This window comes from Arthrobacter sp. MDT2-34-1 (assembly GCF_059091365.1).
Window position 1 is genome coordinate 173,437 of sequence record NZ_JBNHGO010000001.1, and the last position, 15,694, is coordinate 189,130.

A 15,694-nucleotide genomic window follows, 5' to 3' on the forward strand; every position below is an offset into this window, starting at 1 on the left:
TCCGGTGAGCCGGCACCGCCGTCGTCCTGAAGGCGCGGTACGACGGCGGTGCGCGGCTTCGGCGGCTGCGGTTACCGCTCCGGGTGGAACTTTCGGCCGTTGACCCGTTCGGAGGCGCCGACCCGGTCCAGGTACGGGGTGATGCCGCCCAACTGCAGCGGCCACCCCGCACCCATGATCATGCACAGGTCGATGTCTTCCGGCGCGGCCACCACGCCCTCTTCCAGCATGAGTCCGATCTCCTCGGCCAGTGCGTCCTGGGTGCGCCGCAGCAGCTGCTCGGAGCTGCTGGGGGAGTCTCCGAACTCCAGCAGCGCCAGGGTCGACTCGGGAATCACCTGCCGGCCGTCGTCGTCGGTGATCCAGAGGGAGGTGATGCCGTTGTCGATGAGACGCTGCTGGTTGGCGGAGACCCGGAAGCGGTCGCCGAAGGCCGCATTCAGCGACTCGGTGACATGTTGGGCTACCGGGATGCCGACCATGGCCAGCAGGGTGAACGGGGTCATCGGCAGGCCCATGGGTTTGAGCGCGTTGTCGGCGATGTCGGCGGGCGTGCCCTCGTCGAAGGCGTTGGACACTTCCCCCATCAGCCGCAGCAGCACGCGGTTCACGACGAAGGCGGCGGCGTCCTGGACCAGCACGGTGGTCTTCTTGAGGGCCTTGCCCAGGACAAAGGCGGTGGAAAGCACTTCGTCGCTGGTCTTCGGCGCCCGGACGATTTCCAGCAGGGGCATGACGGCCACGGGGTTGAAGAAGTGAAAGCCGACCACGCGTTCGGGATGCAGCAGGTCCGCTGCCATCTCCGTGACCGACAGCGATGAGGTGTTGGTGGCGAGGATGCAGTCCTCGGAGACCACCGCCTCGACCTCGGCGAAGACCTGCTTCTTGACGGCCAGTTCTTCGAACACGGCCTCAATCACAAAGTCGGCGTCCGAGAACGCTTCCTTGGAGGCCGAGCCGGTGACCAGGGCCTTGGTGCGGTTGGCAGCGTCGGCCGAGATGCGCTGCTTGGCCAGCAGCTTGTCCACTTCGGCGTGGACGTACCCCACGCCCTTGTCCACCCGGGCCTGGTCGATGTCCGTCATGACCACCGGAACCTTCAGCTGGCGGGCGAACAGCAAGGCCAGTTGGCTGGCCATCAGGCCGGCGCCGACCACGCCCACCTTGGTGACAGGCCGGGTGAGCTTGGGGTCCGGTGCGCCGGCCGGCCGCTTGGAACGCTTCTGCACCAGCTCCAGGAAGGCGTATACCGTGTCGCGGAAATGCGGGGTCTGCATCAATTCCGCCAGCGCCTCGACTTCAAGGTCGGCTGATTCCTGCTGGCTCTTGCCCCGGCCGGCGTCCAGGACGTCCAGCACCTTGGCCGGTGCCGGCGCGGCGTTGGACGTCTTGGCCTCCACGAACTTCCGACCGGCCGCGATGGCCTTGTCCCAGTCCGCGTCGGTGGCCGCGGAGGTCTCGGCGCGGCGGTCCGCGACCAGCCGGCGGGCGTCGTCGTCGGTGAGGATTCGCGTGGCCCAGGCCAGCGACTGCTCCAGGAAATCGGCCGGTTCGAAGAGGACGTCAGCGATGCCCAGCCGGTAGGCGGCCGCGCCGTCGAGCGCCTTGTTGTTGCTCAACGGGTTCTCGACCATGACCTTGACGGCATTCGCCGGGCCGATCAGGCGCGGGAGCCGGTAGACCCCGCCCCAGCCGGGGATCAGGCCCAAGAAGGCTTCCGGCAGCGAGATGGCGCCGGCGCCGGTGGAGATGGTGCGGTAGTCGGCGGCGAGCGCGATCTCCAGCCCGCCGCCCATCGCTGCTCCGTTGATGAAGGCGAACGTCGGGACGCCCAGGGAGGCGAGCGTGGCATAGGCATCGTGGCCCAGCCTGGCCATGGTCCGTCCGTCTTCGGGGCCGGTGAGCCTGCCCACGGCGCTCAAGTCGGCCCCGGCCACCAGGTAGTACGGCTTGCCGGTGATGGCGACGGCGGAGATCCTGCCCGCCGCGGCCCGCGCCTTGAGCCCTTCGAGTGCCGTGCCGAGTTCCACCAGGCTGTTGGGGCCCAGGGTGGTGGGCTTACGGTGGTCCAGGTCGTTGTCCAGGGTCAGCAGCGCCAGGGTGCCGGCACCGGGCAGTTCCACATCCTGCACGTAGGAATGGGTGACGGTCTCGTCCGGGAACTTCGCGGCCAGGGCCGTGTACTCGGCGTTCATGCGTGGTCCTCTCGTGCCTGTGCTGCCGCGGGGGCGGCGGTTCCGACAATTGCGGCGGCCGCATCGGCGGTGCTGCCCGAATAATCTGCATGGTGCGGGTTTTCCCAGATCACCGTTCCCCCCATGCCCAGTCCGATGCACATCGTGGTCAGTCCGTAGCGCACCGACGGGTCGTCCGCGAACTGGCGGGCCAGCTGAGTCATGAGGCGCACGCCGGAGGCGGCCAGGGGATGGCCGACGGCGATGGCCCCGCCGTAGCGGTTGACGCGGGGATCGTCATCGGCGATCCCGTAGTAGTCCAGGAAGGACAGCACCTGCACGGCGAAGGCCTCGTTGATCTCGAACAAGCCGATGTCCGCGATGTCCAGGCCCGCCATCTTCAGGGCCTTTTCGGTGGCAGGGACGGGCCCGATGCCCATGACCTCGGGCTCGACTCCGGCGAAGGCGTAGGAGACCAGGCGCATCTTCACCGGCAGGCCAAGCTCGCCGGCTGCCTCCGCAGAGGCCAGCAGCGAGACGGTGGCGCCGTCGTTGAGGCCGGCGGCATTGCCGGCGGTGACCCGGCCGTGCGGGCGGAACGGGGTCCGCAGCCCGGCCAGGTCTTCCACGGTGGTGTCCGGCCGCGGGGGTTCGTCCGCACTGTGCAACGACCAGCCTTCGCCCGGTTTGCGGCCGGTCACCGGCACCAGGTCGGGCTGGATGCTGCCGATCCGGTAGGCCGCGGCTAACTTGGCCTGGCTGGCCGCGGCATAGGCGTCCGCGCGTTCCCTGGTGATTGCGGGGAAGCGGTCATGCAGGTTTTCGGCGGTGTTGCCCATGTTCAGCGCCGCAGGGTCCACCAGGCGCTCGCTGGCGAACCGCGGATTCGGATCCGCCCCCTGGCCCATCGGATGGTTGCCCATGTGTTCCACGCCGCCGGCCACCACCACGTCGTACGCGCCGAAGGCGATGCCGCCGGCCGTCGTCGTCACGGCGGTCATGGCGCCGGCGCACATCCGGTCAATGGCGAAGCCGGGGACGGAACGGGGCAAGCCGGCAAGAAGCGCGGCGGTGCGGCCGATGGTCAGGCCCTGGTCGCCGGTTTGCGTGGTGGCGGCAATGGCCACGTCGTCGATGCGGCCGGGCGGCAGCGTCGGATTGCGGCGCAGGAGTTCCCGGATGCACTTGACCACCAGGTCGTCGGCCCGGGTGCCGGCGTGGATTCCCTTCTCACCCGCCTTCCCGAACGGGGTGCGCACGCCGTCGACGAAGACGACATCGCGCAGGGCGCGGGGCGGGGACGTGGCGCTCACCTGATACCTCCATGAGATGCGGAACACAGTGCTGACCATGATGTTACCCGCCGGTAACTTAAGCAGCAAGCACGCCGTAGTAGTGCCCCGGAACAATGCAGCGGGTGCGGTCCGGCGGCTACGCTGGGCGGCAGGCAAGCGGCGAGGAGACATGAAAGCGGAAGAACAGCGGTATCGTCCGGCGGAGGCCTCTGCCGGCGCCTTCCTGGTGCTGGCGGCGTCGGTGCTGTGGGGAACCACCGGAACGGCCGCCACCTTCGCGCCCGGCGTCGGACCGCTTGCCATCGGCGCGGTGGCCATGGGAGTGGGCGGGCTTTTTCAGGCGCTGACCGCGCTGCGGCCGATGAATCGTGCCCGGCCGCAACTGCGGGTGCGGTGGAAGCTGGTACTTCTGGGGGCGGTGGCCGTTGCCGTGTACCCGTTGGCCTTTTACAGTTCCATGCGCCTGGCCGGCGTTGCCGTCGGCACGGTGGTGAGCATCGGCTCCGCTCCCTTGGCCTCCGCGCTCATCGAACGGGCTGCCGACCGGCACATCCTGGGGGCTCGCTGGGCGGGCGCCGCCGTGCTGGGGCTCTCCGGAACCGCACTGCTGTGTTTCGCGGCCGCGGGCGGCGGCGGCAACGGTGCCGCGGACGGCGACGCTGCCGGGGGTGCGGGCGGCACGATTGCGGGCATTGCCCTGGGCCTGCTGGCGGGACTGACCTACGCCCTCTACTCCTGGGCGGCGCATCGCATCATCGGCGGCGGTGTGTCCGCCCGCGCCGCCATGGGCGCCATGTTCGGCCTGGGCGGACTGTTGCTGATGCCGGTGCTGCTGGCCACCGGCGCTCCGCTGCTGGCCTCGTGGGGCAACGCGGTCGTGGGGGCCTACATGGCACTAATCCCGATGTTCGCCGGCTACGTGTTGTTCGGCCTCGGCCTCGCGCGGGTCCGCGCGAGCACCGCCACAACGCTTTCGCTGGCGGAGCCTGTCGTGGCCGCCGTGCTGGCCGTGCTGGTGGTGGGCGAGCGGCTGCCGCCCGCGGGCTGGATCGGCGTCGCCCTGGTCATCGCGAGCCTCGCCGTCCTGACGGTGCCCGGCCGCCGCCCGGCTCCCGCGCCGGCGCGGCAAGGGCGGTCAGGCAGGGGAATGCCGTTCACGCCGGCGCCGCCGGATGGAGCCGGACACCGCCCCCGCTGAAGAATCGGCGGGCCCTGCAACAGTTGCCGTGGAAGTCCGCCGGCGCGCGGAGGTGCCGACGGCGCCGCCGCCGGTGGCCGCCTGGGGCTCAGGGTTCTCCTTGAGTGCCAGCGGCTCCGGGTTGGCGTACGCTTCGGCAAGCAGCCCGGCCGTCAGTTTCCGCTGCCAGGGGCGGGCGCCGAGTTCGGCCAGGGCGGCGTCTACCGACTGTTCCGTGGCGGGCTCCGGCGGACGCCATGCGGTGCGGCGCAGGTAGTCGGGGGTGAGCAGGTTCTCCACCGGCATGTCCAACTGCTCGGCGAGCGATGCCAGCCGGGGACGTGCGGTCTGCAGCCGAGCCGCGGCGGCCGGGTCCTTGTCCGCCCAGGAGCGCGGCGGCGGGGGAGCGTTGGTGGGCAGGTGCAGGGGAGGCAGGTCCGTCTCGCCCCGGGCCGTGGCGACGCAACGCAGCCAGCGCGGTGCCTCACGCTGCGCGGCCCGGCCGTGGAACCCGTGCGTCTCCAGCAACTGCGGGACGGTGGCGGGCATTGCCTTGGCCGCGGCGACGATGGCCGAGTCCGGGATCAGCCGGCCCGGTGCAACATCGCGCTTGGCGGCCAAAGCTTCGCGTTCGTTCCAGAGTTCGCGCACGGCGGCCAGCTGCCGCCGGTCGCGGATCTGGTGCAGTCCGGAGGTGCGGCGCCAGGGGTCGACGCGCGGCGGCGACGGCGGGGCGGCGCGCACCGCCTCGAATTCCTCCAGCGCGTACTCGAGCTTGCCCGCGTCGCGCAGCCTGTCGATCAGGGCCTCGCGGAGCTCGATGAGCACCTCGACGTCCAGTGCGGCGTAGCGCAGCCACGGCTCGGGCAGGGGACGCGTGGACCAGTCCGCCGCGGAGTGCTCCTTGGCCAGCGTGAAGCCGAGCAGGGACTCGATCACGGCTGCCAGGCCCACCCGGGGCAGGCCGGCCAGCCGGGCCGCGAGTTCGGTATCGAACAATTTGTCGGGCCACATGCCCAGCTCGGACAGGCAGGGCAAATCCTGGCTGGCGGCGTGCAGGATCCACTCGACGCCGCGCACGGAGTCATTGAGCAGCTTCAGGTCCTCAAACGGCTCGGGGTCGATCAGCCAGGTGCCGGCACCCTCGCGCCGCAACTGGACCAGGAAGGCGCGCTGCCCGTAGCGGAAGCCCGAGGCCCGCTCGGCGTCGATGGCGACCGGACCGGTGCCGGCCGCCAGCGCAGCGGCGGCCCGCTGCAACCCCGACTCGCTGGCGACGACCGGCGGAACGCCGTCGCGAGGCGCGTCGAGGTGGATCAGCTGGGGGGTCTGCTCCCGGTGTTCTGCGGCGTCGTTGGAAGTGCTCTGGTCAGGGCTGTTCTGCCCGGACGTGTCCGAAGTCAAGGAGCTCATGATCCGTTCAGTTTAGGCCAGCAGCATGCGCCCGGCCGAATGGGGGGACGCGCCATGCCGTAATCGGAGGCGATGAAGCGCCGCACGCCGACTTCCTGGCAGCCCACAGCCATTTCTGATGCATCCGCAGCTCCCGGGTGATTACAAACTTGCAATTGACTTCGCTAGCGGATGGGTTCCTGCGGATGAGCCCTCATCTGGGTTGCGCCAGGACGACGGCGGGCAGGATGTGTTCGCACATTTCTCGGCCAGCGCCTCCAGCGGCGTCGTCGCAGGGATCTTGGTACTTGTTGCATCCTTGCCGGCCCGATGGACTTTCGGTCAGGCTATGTTCAGCCCGGCGCAGGAACGGTTACTTTCGGTTGAAAGGGCCCGCTCTGCGTTATTGAGTGCTGGCCGGGTTCTGTTGCGCTGCACGGCACAACTGCTCTTCACGTTCTTCCGGGGAAAGCTCGTTCCATTTCGCTGTCTGGGCTTGGATCTGGGCTTCGGAGAAACCCAGAACCTTCATTTCTTCGGGGGAAATGATGACACTGTTCTCCGCGCCGATCATATTCTTCCGGTCCAGTTCTGCGCCTGCACCGTCCGCGTAGTCAGCTGAGCATTCGACGAAGGGCTGGTGGGCATCCGGCGTGTCAATTGCAGGGCTCTGGCTGGGAAGGGTGCTGATGCCAAGGATTAGGCCGGCAGTCAGAAAGAAGACTGTAGTCAACAGGATGGACGGTTTCTTAGCCATTTGTTCCCCCTCGCATCAACCCCGGTTTGTGCGAGCGGGGACGAATCGATTTTCGCCCAGCCTACCCGGTGCGGACGGTGTTGCCGGACACTTGGCCTAGGAGCGGTGTGCCCCAGTAGTAAGGTTCCCCAGCCATTAGCCTTGCATCAAAGTAATGGCGGGGAAGTTTGGCTAGGAAAAGCTTCCAAAGAGTGCGCAAGACAAGCGGCTAAGCCCTACCGGCTCCGCTGGCGCGGGCCGGAGGGTGGACCACTCCGAGCCTGTCGTTGCCTCATCTGGAACCGGAAATGATTTCGGTTACTAGTAGCAGGGTGGCCGCAAAGAAGGGGGCCGCGCCGAGTGTAAACCCGATCCACGGCCATCGTCCGTGTTCAGGTTCGGCTGTCATCCGTTGTGCCAGTGCAGTGCAAGTGACGATAAGTGTCACCGGGGCGTACATGTGAGGCACGTTGAAAACTCCTATGCCCAGGAGCGTCACGAGCCAAATGTCAGCCAGCATAATCAGCACCAAGATTCCGAGTGACCAGGCAGGGACGACGAGACGTTTGTTGGGGAAGTAGATCGTGACGAGGATCCCGAGCAATCCGAAACCTGCCAATGCAACCGCGCCCCATAGAACAGCGTCACCCACCTCGGCCCCAATTTCTTGGGAGGGGGTCTGGACAGCGTCCGAGGAGAGGTAGACAAAATGATGCAGGATGTGCACATACGCGGGAGGCAGGGCCAAGCCGATTAGCGTTCTCGCCCAGATGGATGACCACCAGGGAGAGTTGCCCCTTGAAATATCTGCTGCGGATGATTGCACGGTTTGGAAACCTACTTCTTTACCTGAGACTGAACCCACTTTGTGCGAGCACGCCAATGGCTCCGTCCATCTGTTCCTCGAAACACTACGGCCACCAGACTTCTGTACATAAAGGGTTCCCTTATGCTGGCTCTACGCTCCGGGAAGCGTTTGCATGCTTTCTGTGCAGACCGAGGATCATCATCGGGCTGTGCGGGTCGATCGGGGGGGTCTGACCAGACCAGAAGTGCGGTGCGGACCAAATCTGGCTCAAAGAATGATTCATTTGGCTAATAGGTTGATTTGCAGCATTTCGGCGGGTTCTGTGTGATTGCCGTGGATATGGTGACTGGCATGGAACCGGTTTTGAAATTTGTGCGGAATTGGGGCGCCCCTGTGGCGGCCGTCCTTTTCTTTACACTGTGGTGTATTGCGGAGGCAGGAAGGATGGGAGGATCCTGGCAGTCATGGCCAGGGAACTGGCCGCTGGTGCTGATGACACTGGCGGTTGCCACTGCCGCTTGGAAGCCTTTGGTCTCTCTTGGGTTCACGGTTGCACTTCTTACCGGACAGATAAGTCATATTTTGCCGCCGATGGAAGCCAATCACTGGGCCATTTACCTTGGCTCGTTTGTCGCTCTGGGCTTTATCGTGTGGATTGCCCCGGCCCGGCAGCGGTACATGGCTGTGGGCGTGAACGTGGCCGCCGCTGCCGTCATGGCGTTCCTGATGCTTTCGTGGCGATACGGCGACGGTGTCGGCTGGTTCCCCCCGGCGCAGGCCGGCGACCGGTGGATGCTGCAGGACTATGGCTGGCAGTTGTTCGCGCTCCTCCTGTTGATAGCCGGGGCGTGCGCCGCCGTCGGCGGACTGGCGGCGCTGTATCAGGAACGGGGAGGTTTGTTCCGGGCCCGCGAACTGGCGCAAAACAGTCTGCAGGAGACCGAGATCGACCTGATCGTGGAGCAGGAACGGACACGCATCGCCAGGGATTTGCACGACGTCCTCGCTCATTCGCTGGCAGTCGTCGCCGCGCAGGCCGATGGAACCCGCTACCTGAGCAAGGACCAGCCCCAAGCCGTCCTAAGCGCCCTGGACACGATCGCCCGATCCGCCCGGAGCGCCTTGGTGGATGCGCAACGCGTGATCGAGGGCGTCCACGATAACGGTATGGTGGCGCCCCAGCCGCTGCTGAGTGACATCCCGGAACTCATCGAAGGCATGCAGCGCGGAAGTTTGAAGATTCACCCGACCGAGTCCGGGACACCGGTGGAACTGTCTGCCGGGCAGGAGATGGCCGTCTTCCGAATCGTTCAGGAGTGCCTGACCAACGCCCTCAAACATGGCGGGCGCGGCACCGATGTGCAGCTCCACTTTGACTGGAGCGGGCCGGGCCTGACTCTGCACGTGGCCTCGTCCGGCGCCGCAACCGGCCAAGAAGATGCCGCGAATCCGGCCACGTCCCGGGTGGGGAGGGGACTTCCCGGTATGCGCGAACGCGCCCATCTGGCCGGTGGCTGGCTGACGGCCGGGCCGGACGGCGAACACTTCCGGGTGACGGCCTTTATCCCCTACGGAACCATGGAAGCGACGACGGGGGACGATGCAGTCGGCGCCGAAGCCAGGGACACCTTCGGTGACGTTTCGAGTGCGGAAGTCCAGCCGGCTCTCGCCGCAGCGGGCCTTCCCGGGCAGGCAGGGGCCGCACGGGAAGCGGACCACCGTGGTTGAGGAGGGGACATGTATCACCGTGGCCCTGGTGGACGACCAGCCCTTGTTCCGGGCGGGTATCCGCATGCTGATAGAGAGCCAGGAGGATCTGGAATTCTTGGGAGAGGCCGGTGACGGGGAAGCATCGGTGGCCCTTGCAATCGAACGGCGTCCGGACGTGATGCTGATGGACCTGCGTATGCCGGTAATGGATGGCGTCGAAGCCACCCGGCGGATCGTGCAGCACGCCGCGGCGGCCGGCATCGATAAGCCGAAGATCATTGCGTTGACCACGTTCAACAGGGATCAGGCAGTGGTTCAGGTTGTGCAGGCCGGGGCGAGCGGGTATCTGCTCAAGAGCGCGGAACCGGAATTTCTACTGGCGGCGATCCGGACCGTTCATTCCGGCTACTCCGTCATCGCCCCGGGATCCATTCACTCTCTCTTCGAGCATGCAGCCCGCACCGTTCCCGCTATCGGCCCGGACTTGTCCGTACTTAATGTGTTGTCGGTGCGGGAGCGGGACGTCTTCCTGCTCGCGGCAAAAGGCCTGAGCAACGGTGAAATGGCGGAGAGTCTGTTCGTTTCTGAAGCCACCATCAAAACCCACCTGCGCAGCGTGCTGGACAAGCTCGAACTGCGCACCCGCCTCCAGTTGGTCGCCTTCGCCCACGAACGCCGCCTACTGGGCACCTGAACAGGCGACAGTTGCTCGATAACTGTTGCGGGCGCTGATTTGGTGCGTGCATCTCGGTTACCGGGCACTCTCGCGCACCGTTTACGCCGGCTGTCATGTCTCGAGTTTTGATCACCGGCATGCCAGGCGTGGGAAAGACAACGGTGCTGCACGAGTTGTCCCGGCGGGGCTACCGAACGATCGACACCGACTACGACGCCTGGGTGCTTCCTGACGGAACGTGGGATGAACCGCGGATGACGGCACTTCTGGCATCTCATTCGTCTCTGGTTGTCTCGGGGACTGTCGAGAATCAAGGTCGCTTCTATGACCGTTTCGCCGCTGTTGTTCTCCTGAGCGCACCCGTAGAAGTCCTCATCGAGCGAGTCTCGGTTCGTAAGAACAATCCCTACGGCAGCTCAGAGGCAGACCAGTCCGTGATCCGCCAATACGTTCTCGACGTCGAACCGTTGCTTCGGAAAGGGGCGTCCCACGAACTGGATGGTCGTCGACCGGTTCCGGAACTGGCGGATGAGGTTGAGCGTCTCATCTCGACGTGTGATGAGGCCTGACGCCCGATAAACGAACGGCTAGCAGGCACCTGGGAGTCATGTGGCGGGACGCAAAGAGTAAGGGGCCCGGCACGGCGTCCTTGACGCTAGCCGCCATGCTGGCCAAGTGCCCGGTTAAAGAGCGGCATAGAGGCGCAGGCCCATGTATCGTTCGGTGCTGTTCCCTGACCGCTACGCTCGTCAGCATGGGGAGTGAATCTATCCGAGCCGCATATAGGGCACGTGCCGCCGAGTACACGCGCATTCTTGGTTCCGTTGAGGACATGCACGAGCTGGATCGGCAACGCATCGGACGTTGGGCGACAAGTATTGACGGCTGCGTGATTGATGCCGGGTGTGGACCCGGCCATTGGACCGACTTCCTCTACCAATGCGGTGCCAATGTGCAAGGGATCGACCTTGTTCCCGAATTCATTGAAAGTGCCCGCGTACGCTTTCCCGATGTGCCTTTTCGCGTTGCCTCCTTACGTAATCTAGACGTACCAGATGGATCACTGGATGGTGTGCTGGCCTGGTACTCCCTCATCCACATGCCACCAGACGAGTTGTCCTTCGTGCTCAAGGAGATCGCTCGTGCCCTTGCCCAGGGCGGGCAACTACTCGTCGGATTCTTCGAGGGTTTTTCGGGCAAGCCTTTCCCACACGCTGTTACAACGGCGTACTACTGCTCCATCGAGCAGATGGGGCACTTGCTCAGCGAAGCAGGTTTCGATGTGCTCGACGTCGAGACGCGCCAAGACCCCGGGAAGCGAGCCCATGCCGCCATAACGGCTTCCGTCCGGTAAAAAGATTGAGCAGGCCACTGTCAGCTACCTCATCGTGTACTCCTACGAGACCGCCGCCTGGGCAGGTCTACCCCTACGCCGCGCACGTTGCCGCGCTGACCCGGGAACTCGCCACGGCCCGGTGCCGGTCCGTAACGTGTGGCTCGTGCCCGGCCGAATGGCGGGACGCGCCGGCACACGGGCTGCCCTGCAGGCGGGCGTCGGCTGGTCAGTTGCGGCGGCGGTGCGGCAGGGCGGCAACACCTTCCGGCAGTGGCGGCAACCCGGCATAGGTGCACACCATGTCGCTCCACGCCTCCAGATGGGAGCGGATGTCGGCGGAGGCAGGCGTCCAGGAGGCGCGAAGTTCGATGTCGATCGAGTCCTGCCGCCCGCTCAGCGTGCCGTAGCTTTCGGACAGGATGCGGGTCGCGGTGCCCCCGGCGTTGCGGTAAGGGGCGCCGTGGTTCTCCAAGGCTTCCACCAGCCAGTCCCACGCGACGGAGCCGAGCATGGTGTCGTTGCCCATGTCGGCGTCGAGCTCGGCGCGGATGTAGGTGACGATCCGGAAGGTTCCGTCCCAGACCGCCGAACCTTCCGGGTCGTGCAGCAGGATGAAGCGGCCGGTGGCCAGTTCCGGGCCGTCGGCGGTCTGCAGGGCGGTGACCACCGGGCCGTGGAGCGGCCGGGGGCCCGGTTCGGCGATGACTTCCGCGCCGAGGGCCACGGCGAAGGGGGCCAGCCGGGAGGGCGCGGGAATTTCCTCCAGCCGCAGTTCATTCCGGCACTGCGCTTGGCGCAGGTCCGACAGCGCGCGCATGAACTCAGGCGGCACTGCAGAGAGATCAATCGCACTCACACAGCCAGATTAGGCCCTGATGCCGCAGGACGTCAGGCAGGCGCGCCGGGGAGCGGAGGGCATCCCGGCGCGGGACTAGGAGAGTTCGCTGCGGATGGCCGCGGCGAAGGCGTCGATGTCGTCTTCGGTGGTGTCGAAGGAGCACATCCAGCGGACCTCTCCGCGCGACGAATCCCAGTCGTAGAAGCGGAACTTTTGCCGCAGCCGGTCCGCCACCCCGGGCGGCAGCGCGGCGAACACGGCGTTGGACTGGGTCGGCTGGGTCAGGGACAGCCCCTCGACGCCCTCGACGGCGGCGCGCAGCCGCGCGGCCATCGCGTTGGCGTGGGAAGCGGAGCGCAGCCACAGGTCGCCGTCGTACAGGGCGATGAGCTGGGCGGAGATGAACCGCATCTTCGAGGCCAGCTGCATGTTCATCTTGCGCAGGTACTGCAGCCCGTGGGCTGCATCCGGGTTCAGCACCACCACGCATTCGCCGTAGAGCAGGCCGTTCTTGGTGCCGCCGAGCGACAGGATGTCCACCCCGGCGTCGGTGGTGAAGCTGCGCAGGTCGGTGCCCAGGGAGGCGGCCGCGTTGGACAGCCGGGCCCCGTCCATGTGCAGCTTCATGCCGCGTTCGTGCACGTGGTCGGCGATGGCGCGGACTTCCTCGATGCTGTACAGCGTGCCCAGCTCCGTGCTTTGCGTGATGGACACGGCCAGCGGCTGCGCGCGGTGTTCGTCCCCCCAGCCCCAGGCTTCCCGGTCGATCAGCTCCGGAGTGAGCTTGCCGTCGTCGGCCGGCACCGCCAGGAGCTTGATCCCGCCCACGCGTTCGGGCGCACCGTTTTCATCCACGTTGATGTGCGCGGTGGAGGTGCAGATGACGGCGCCCCACCGCGGCAACAGCGACTGCAGCGACAGCACGTTGGCGCCGGTCCCGTTGAACACCGGGAAAGCCTGGGCGGCGTCGCCGAAGTGTCCGGCGATCACCTGTTGCAGCCGCGCCGTGTAGGCGTCCTCGCCGTAGGCAACCTGGTGCCCGGTATTGGCGTGGGCCAGCGCGGTCAGGACCTCCGGATGGACGCCGGAGTAATTGTCCGAGGCGAAGCCGCGCAGGTCGGTGTCGTGCAGGGAACCGGAAAGCAGGGGGGAGTCAGTCACGTGTTTCAGTATTCCTTAATCAGTGGGTGCCGTCACAGCCGGACCCGGGTCAGGCCAGCCGGATGCGTTCCCCGTTGAGGCGGGCGGCGTCCAGCGTGAACAGGGAGGCGGCGGCGCGGCTCAGGTCTGCCACATCGGTAAAACCGGCGAATGCCTTCTCCGGATCGGCCCGGCGCATGGCGTCGTCAAGCAGGGCCTTGACGGCCAGGACGACGGCGGCGGAGCGCTGGGGGGCGGGATCCTCCTTGCGTCCGGACTGGGCCCGGCGGAAGGCGTCGGCGACCGAGAACATCCAGCTCTCGGCGGCGGCTTTGGCGGCAGCGTAGTTGGCGCCGGACGCGGTGGGGGAATCCGTTGCCGTGCTCGAGACGATGACCACCCGGCCGGACGCCGAGGCCTCCAGCTGGGAAAAGAACGCGCGGGTGGTGTTCCGCAGCGTGCTGATCAGCTGCCGGTGCAGGAAGTCCCAGTCCTCGTCCGACTGCCCCGTCAGGCCCTGGCCGCCGCGCCAGCCGCCCACCAGGTGGATCAGTCCGTCGGCCCCGCCGTGCTCGGCGGCAACGGCGCCGGCCAACTCTTCCACGGCCCGGCGGTCGGCGAGGTCGCACTGGTAGGAGGCCACGGCATCGTTCTCCGCATAGGCGGCGTCGAGCCGGTCCTTGCTGCTGCCGACCGCCAGCACGGTGGCACCCGCGCCGGTCAGGGCAGCGGTGACGGCCTGGCCGGAGGCGCCGGATGCGCCGGCGACGACCACTGTGAGGCCGGCGAGGCGGCCGGGGCCGGGCGCGGCGGCCAGCAGCCGTTCGGCATCGGGCGGCCCGTCGCCGTTGCGCTGGTGTTCGGCGGCGGCCATGTCAGGCCGACTCTCCGGTGATCCCCGAGGTGGATTCGATCACCGGCTTCATCTTCCGCGCGAGGGCCTCGTAGAACATGGACAGCGGGAACTCGTCGTCCATGACCTGGTCGGTGACCTCGCGCGGCAGCCCCGTCAGCGGCAGCGCATCGGGGCCCTTGGCCCAGACCGAGGCCGGGTGCGGGGTCAGCGTCTTGGTCAGCATCTCGTAGGCGGCCAGCCAGTGGGCCACCTTGGGCCGGTCGATGGAGCGCCAGTACAGCTCCTCGATTTCCCCGCCCAGGGCGACGACGGCGTCCGCGACGTTGTCCCAGTCGATGGAAAGCTTGCCGTCCGTCCAGTGCAGCACACGGTGCTGGTGCAGCCAGGCGAACAGGAGCTGGCCGCCCAGGCCGTCGTAGTTGCGCACCCGGTTGCCGGTGATGGCGAAGCGGAAGATCCGGTCGAAGATCACCGCGTACTGCACCAGCCGGGCGTGCCTGCGGACCTCATCGGACGCGGTGGCGTCGTGGGCCAGGCGCACCGACTCGCGGAAGGCGGTCAGGTCACAGCGCAGTTCCTCCAGCGAGTACAGGAAGTACGGCATCCGCTGCTTGATCATGAACGGGTCGAAGGGCAGGTCGCCGCGCATGTGCGTGCGGTCGTGGATCAGGTCCCACATGACAAAAGTTTCCTGCGTCAACTGCTGGTCATCGAGCAGGGCCGCAGCTTCTTCCGGCAGGTCCAGCGAGGTGATGTCGGCCGCGGCGCGGACCACTTTGCGGAACCGGGCCGCCTCGCGGTCGGCGAAGATGGCGCCCCAGGTGAAGGCGGGGGTTTCCCGCACGGCCACGGTCTCCGGGAAGAGTACGGCCGAGTTGGTGTCGTAGCCGGCCGTGAAGTCCAGGAAGCGGATGGGCACGAACAGCTTGTTGGAGTAGGAGCCCGATTCCAGTTCGCCGATGAAGTCCGGCCAGATGACTTCGATCAGCACGGCTTCGACCAACCGGTCGCTGCTGCCGTTCTGCGTGTACATCGGGAAAACCACCAAATGCCGCAGGCCATTGATCCGGTGCTGCTGCGGCTGGAACGCCAGGAGCGAGTCCAGGAAGTCCGGGACGCCGAATCCGCCGTCGCGCCAGCGGCGGAAATCCACCACCAGTTTCTCCAGGTAGTCGGCGTCGTGTTCGAACAGCGGGGCCAGCTGGCCAATGGCGTCGATGATCACGTCGGTGTGCCCGGCGGCAGCGGGTTTGTTGCCGTGGTCCGGTACTGAGCCGTCGTGGACCTGGAGTCCGCGCAGTGCGGTGGCCGCCTCTTTCAGGCGCCGCCATGCCGGGTGCTGCGCCGGGTTGCCGTGCACGGCGGCACTGGAGTTGCTGCGGGTGGGGGTGATGGTCATCGTCGCCTCGCCTTTCCGTCGGGCCGGGTCTCCCGGCGCCTCACGTCGAATATGCAGCGAGCGTAGCAAGGCAACAGCACTACTTATGTCAAAAGCGGCCGGAGGTTAGGAACTGTAATGCTCAGCCCCTCGGTGGGCGGGAATGATTAAGCCCGGC

14 protein-coding genes are annotated in these 15,694 nt (G+C 66.8%); 5 read left to right on the plus strand and 9 right to left on the minus strand.

All coding sequences use genetic code 11. The features are described from left to right. Positions 1-71: 71 nt before the first annotated feature. Both AC5RVV_RS00760 and AC5RVV_RS00765 read right to left on the minus strand, forming a co-directional pair. A complete protein-coding gene (locus AC5RVV_RS00760; RefSeq protein WP_493999553.1) occupies positions 72-2,195 on the minus strand; it encodes a 3-hydroxyacyl-CoA dehydrogenase NAD-binding domain-containing protein in 2,124 nt (707 codons plus the stop codon). Continuing rightward, entirely contained in the window at positions 2,192-3,487 is a 1,296-nt protein-coding gene (locus AC5RVV_RS00765; RefSeq protein WP_493999554.1) for a thiolase family protein, read from the minus strand. The genes AC5RVV_RS00760 and AC5RVV_RS00765 overlap by 4 nt, the downstream gene beginning before the upstream one ends. A gap of 151 nt (positions 3,488-3,638) precedes the next feature. On the opposite strand from AC5RVV_RS00765, the gene AC5RVV_RS00770 reads away from it, so the two are divergent. Next, entirely contained in the window at positions 3,639-4,667 is a 1,029-nt protein-coding gene (locus tag AC5RVV_RS00770) for a DMT family transporter (protein ID WP_493999555.1), read from the plus strand. Here the strand turns inward: AC5RVV_RS00770 and AC5RVV_RS00775 are convergent. From AC5RVV_RS00775 to AC5RVV_RS00785, 3 genes are all read right to left on the minus strand, one after another. Further along, the gene (locus tag AC5RVV_RS00775; protein WP_493999556.1) at positions 4,605-6,059 is read right to left on the minus strand and encodes an HRDC domain-containing protein; all 1,455 of its coding nucleotides are present in this window, start codon (positions 6,057-6,059) and stop codon (positions 4,605-4,607) included. The genes AC5RVV_RS00770 and AC5RVV_RS00775 overlap by 63 nt on opposite strands. 382 nt (positions 6,060-6,441) lie before the next feature. Beyond that, a complete protein-coding gene (locus AC5RVV_RS00780) occupies positions 6,442-6,795 on the minus strand; it encodes a hypothetical protein (RefSeq protein WP_493999557.1) in 354 nt (117 codons plus the stop codon). Between the two features lie 271 nt (positions 6,796-7,066). Then, positions 7,067-7,522, minus strand: a complete 456-nt coding sequence (locus tag AC5RVV_RS00785; RefSeq protein ID WP_493999558.1) for a hypothetical protein — start codon at positions 7,520-7,522, stop codon at positions 7,067-7,069. Between the two features lie 360 nt (positions 7,523-7,882). Here AC5RVV_RS00785 and AC5RVV_RS00790 point away from each other — a divergent pair, with 360 nt between their 5' ends. The 4 genes from AC5RVV_RS00790 to AC5RVV_RS00805 all read left to right on the plus strand — a co-directional run bounded on the left by AC5RVV_RS00790 (position 7,883) and on the right by AC5RVV_RS00805 (position 11,322). Beyond that, a complete protein-coding gene (locus tag AC5RVV_RS00790) occupies positions 7,883-9,310 on the plus strand; it encodes a sensor histidine kinase (RefSeq protein WP_493999559.1) in 1,428 nt (475 codons plus the stop codon). Between the two features lie 19 nt (positions 9,311-9,329). Then, positions 9,330-9,986, plus strand: coding sequence for a response regulator (locus AC5RVV_RS00795; RefSeq protein WP_493999560.1), 657 nt, complete (start codon positions 9,330-9,332; stop codon positions 9,984-9,986). 95 nt (positions 9,987-10,081) lie between these two features. Continuing rightward, complete coding sequence (locus tag AC5RVV_RS00800; RefSeq protein WP_493999561.1) at positions 10,082-10,537, plus strand: AAA family ATPase; 456 nt, start codon at positions 10,082-10,084, stop codon at positions 10,535-10,537. A gap of 263 nt (positions 10,538-10,800) precedes the next feature. After that, the gene (locus tag AC5RVV_RS00805) at positions 10,801-11,322 is read left to right on the plus strand and encodes a class I SAM-dependent methyltransferase (RefSeq protein WP_493999562.1); all 522 of its coding nucleotides are present in this window, start codon (positions 10,801-10,803) and stop codon (positions 11,320-11,322) included. A 208-nt stretch (positions 11,323-11,530) separates the two neighbouring features. On the opposite strand, the gene AC5RVV_RS00810 is transcribed toward AC5RVV_RS00805, so the two are convergent. The 4 genes from AC5RVV_RS00810 to AC5RVV_RS00825 form a co-directional block, all read right to left on the minus strand. Further along, positions 11,531-12,121, minus strand: coding sequence for a DUF3000 domain-containing protein (locus AC5RVV_RS00810; protein ID WP_494001247.1), 591 nt, complete (start codon positions 12,119-12,121; stop codon positions 11,531-11,533). A gap of 114 nt (positions 12,122-12,235) precedes the next feature. Continuing rightward, positions 12,236-13,303: a threonine aldolase family protein gene (locus AC5RVV_RS00815; RefSeq protein WP_493999563.1), complete on the minus strand. Its 1,068-nt coding sequence runs from the start codon at positions 13,301-13,303 to the stop codon at positions 12,236-12,238. Positions 13,304-13,352: 49 nt separating this feature from the next. Beyond that, positions 13,353-14,156 carry an SDR family oxidoreductase gene (locus AC5RVV_RS00820; RefSeq protein WP_493999564.1) on the minus strand — a complete coding sequence of 268 codons (804 nt, stop codon included), beginning with the start codon at positions 14,154-14,156 and terminating at the stop codon, positions 13,353-13,355. Position 14,157: 1 nt separating this feature from the next. Beyond that, on the minus strand, positions 14,158-15,537 hold the full coding sequence (locus AC5RVV_RS00825) for a DUF6421 family protein (RefSeq protein ID WP_493999565.1): 1,380 nt from the start codon (positions 15,535-15,537) through the stop codon (positions 14,158-14,160). Positions 15,538-15,694 lie beyond the last annotated feature (157 nt).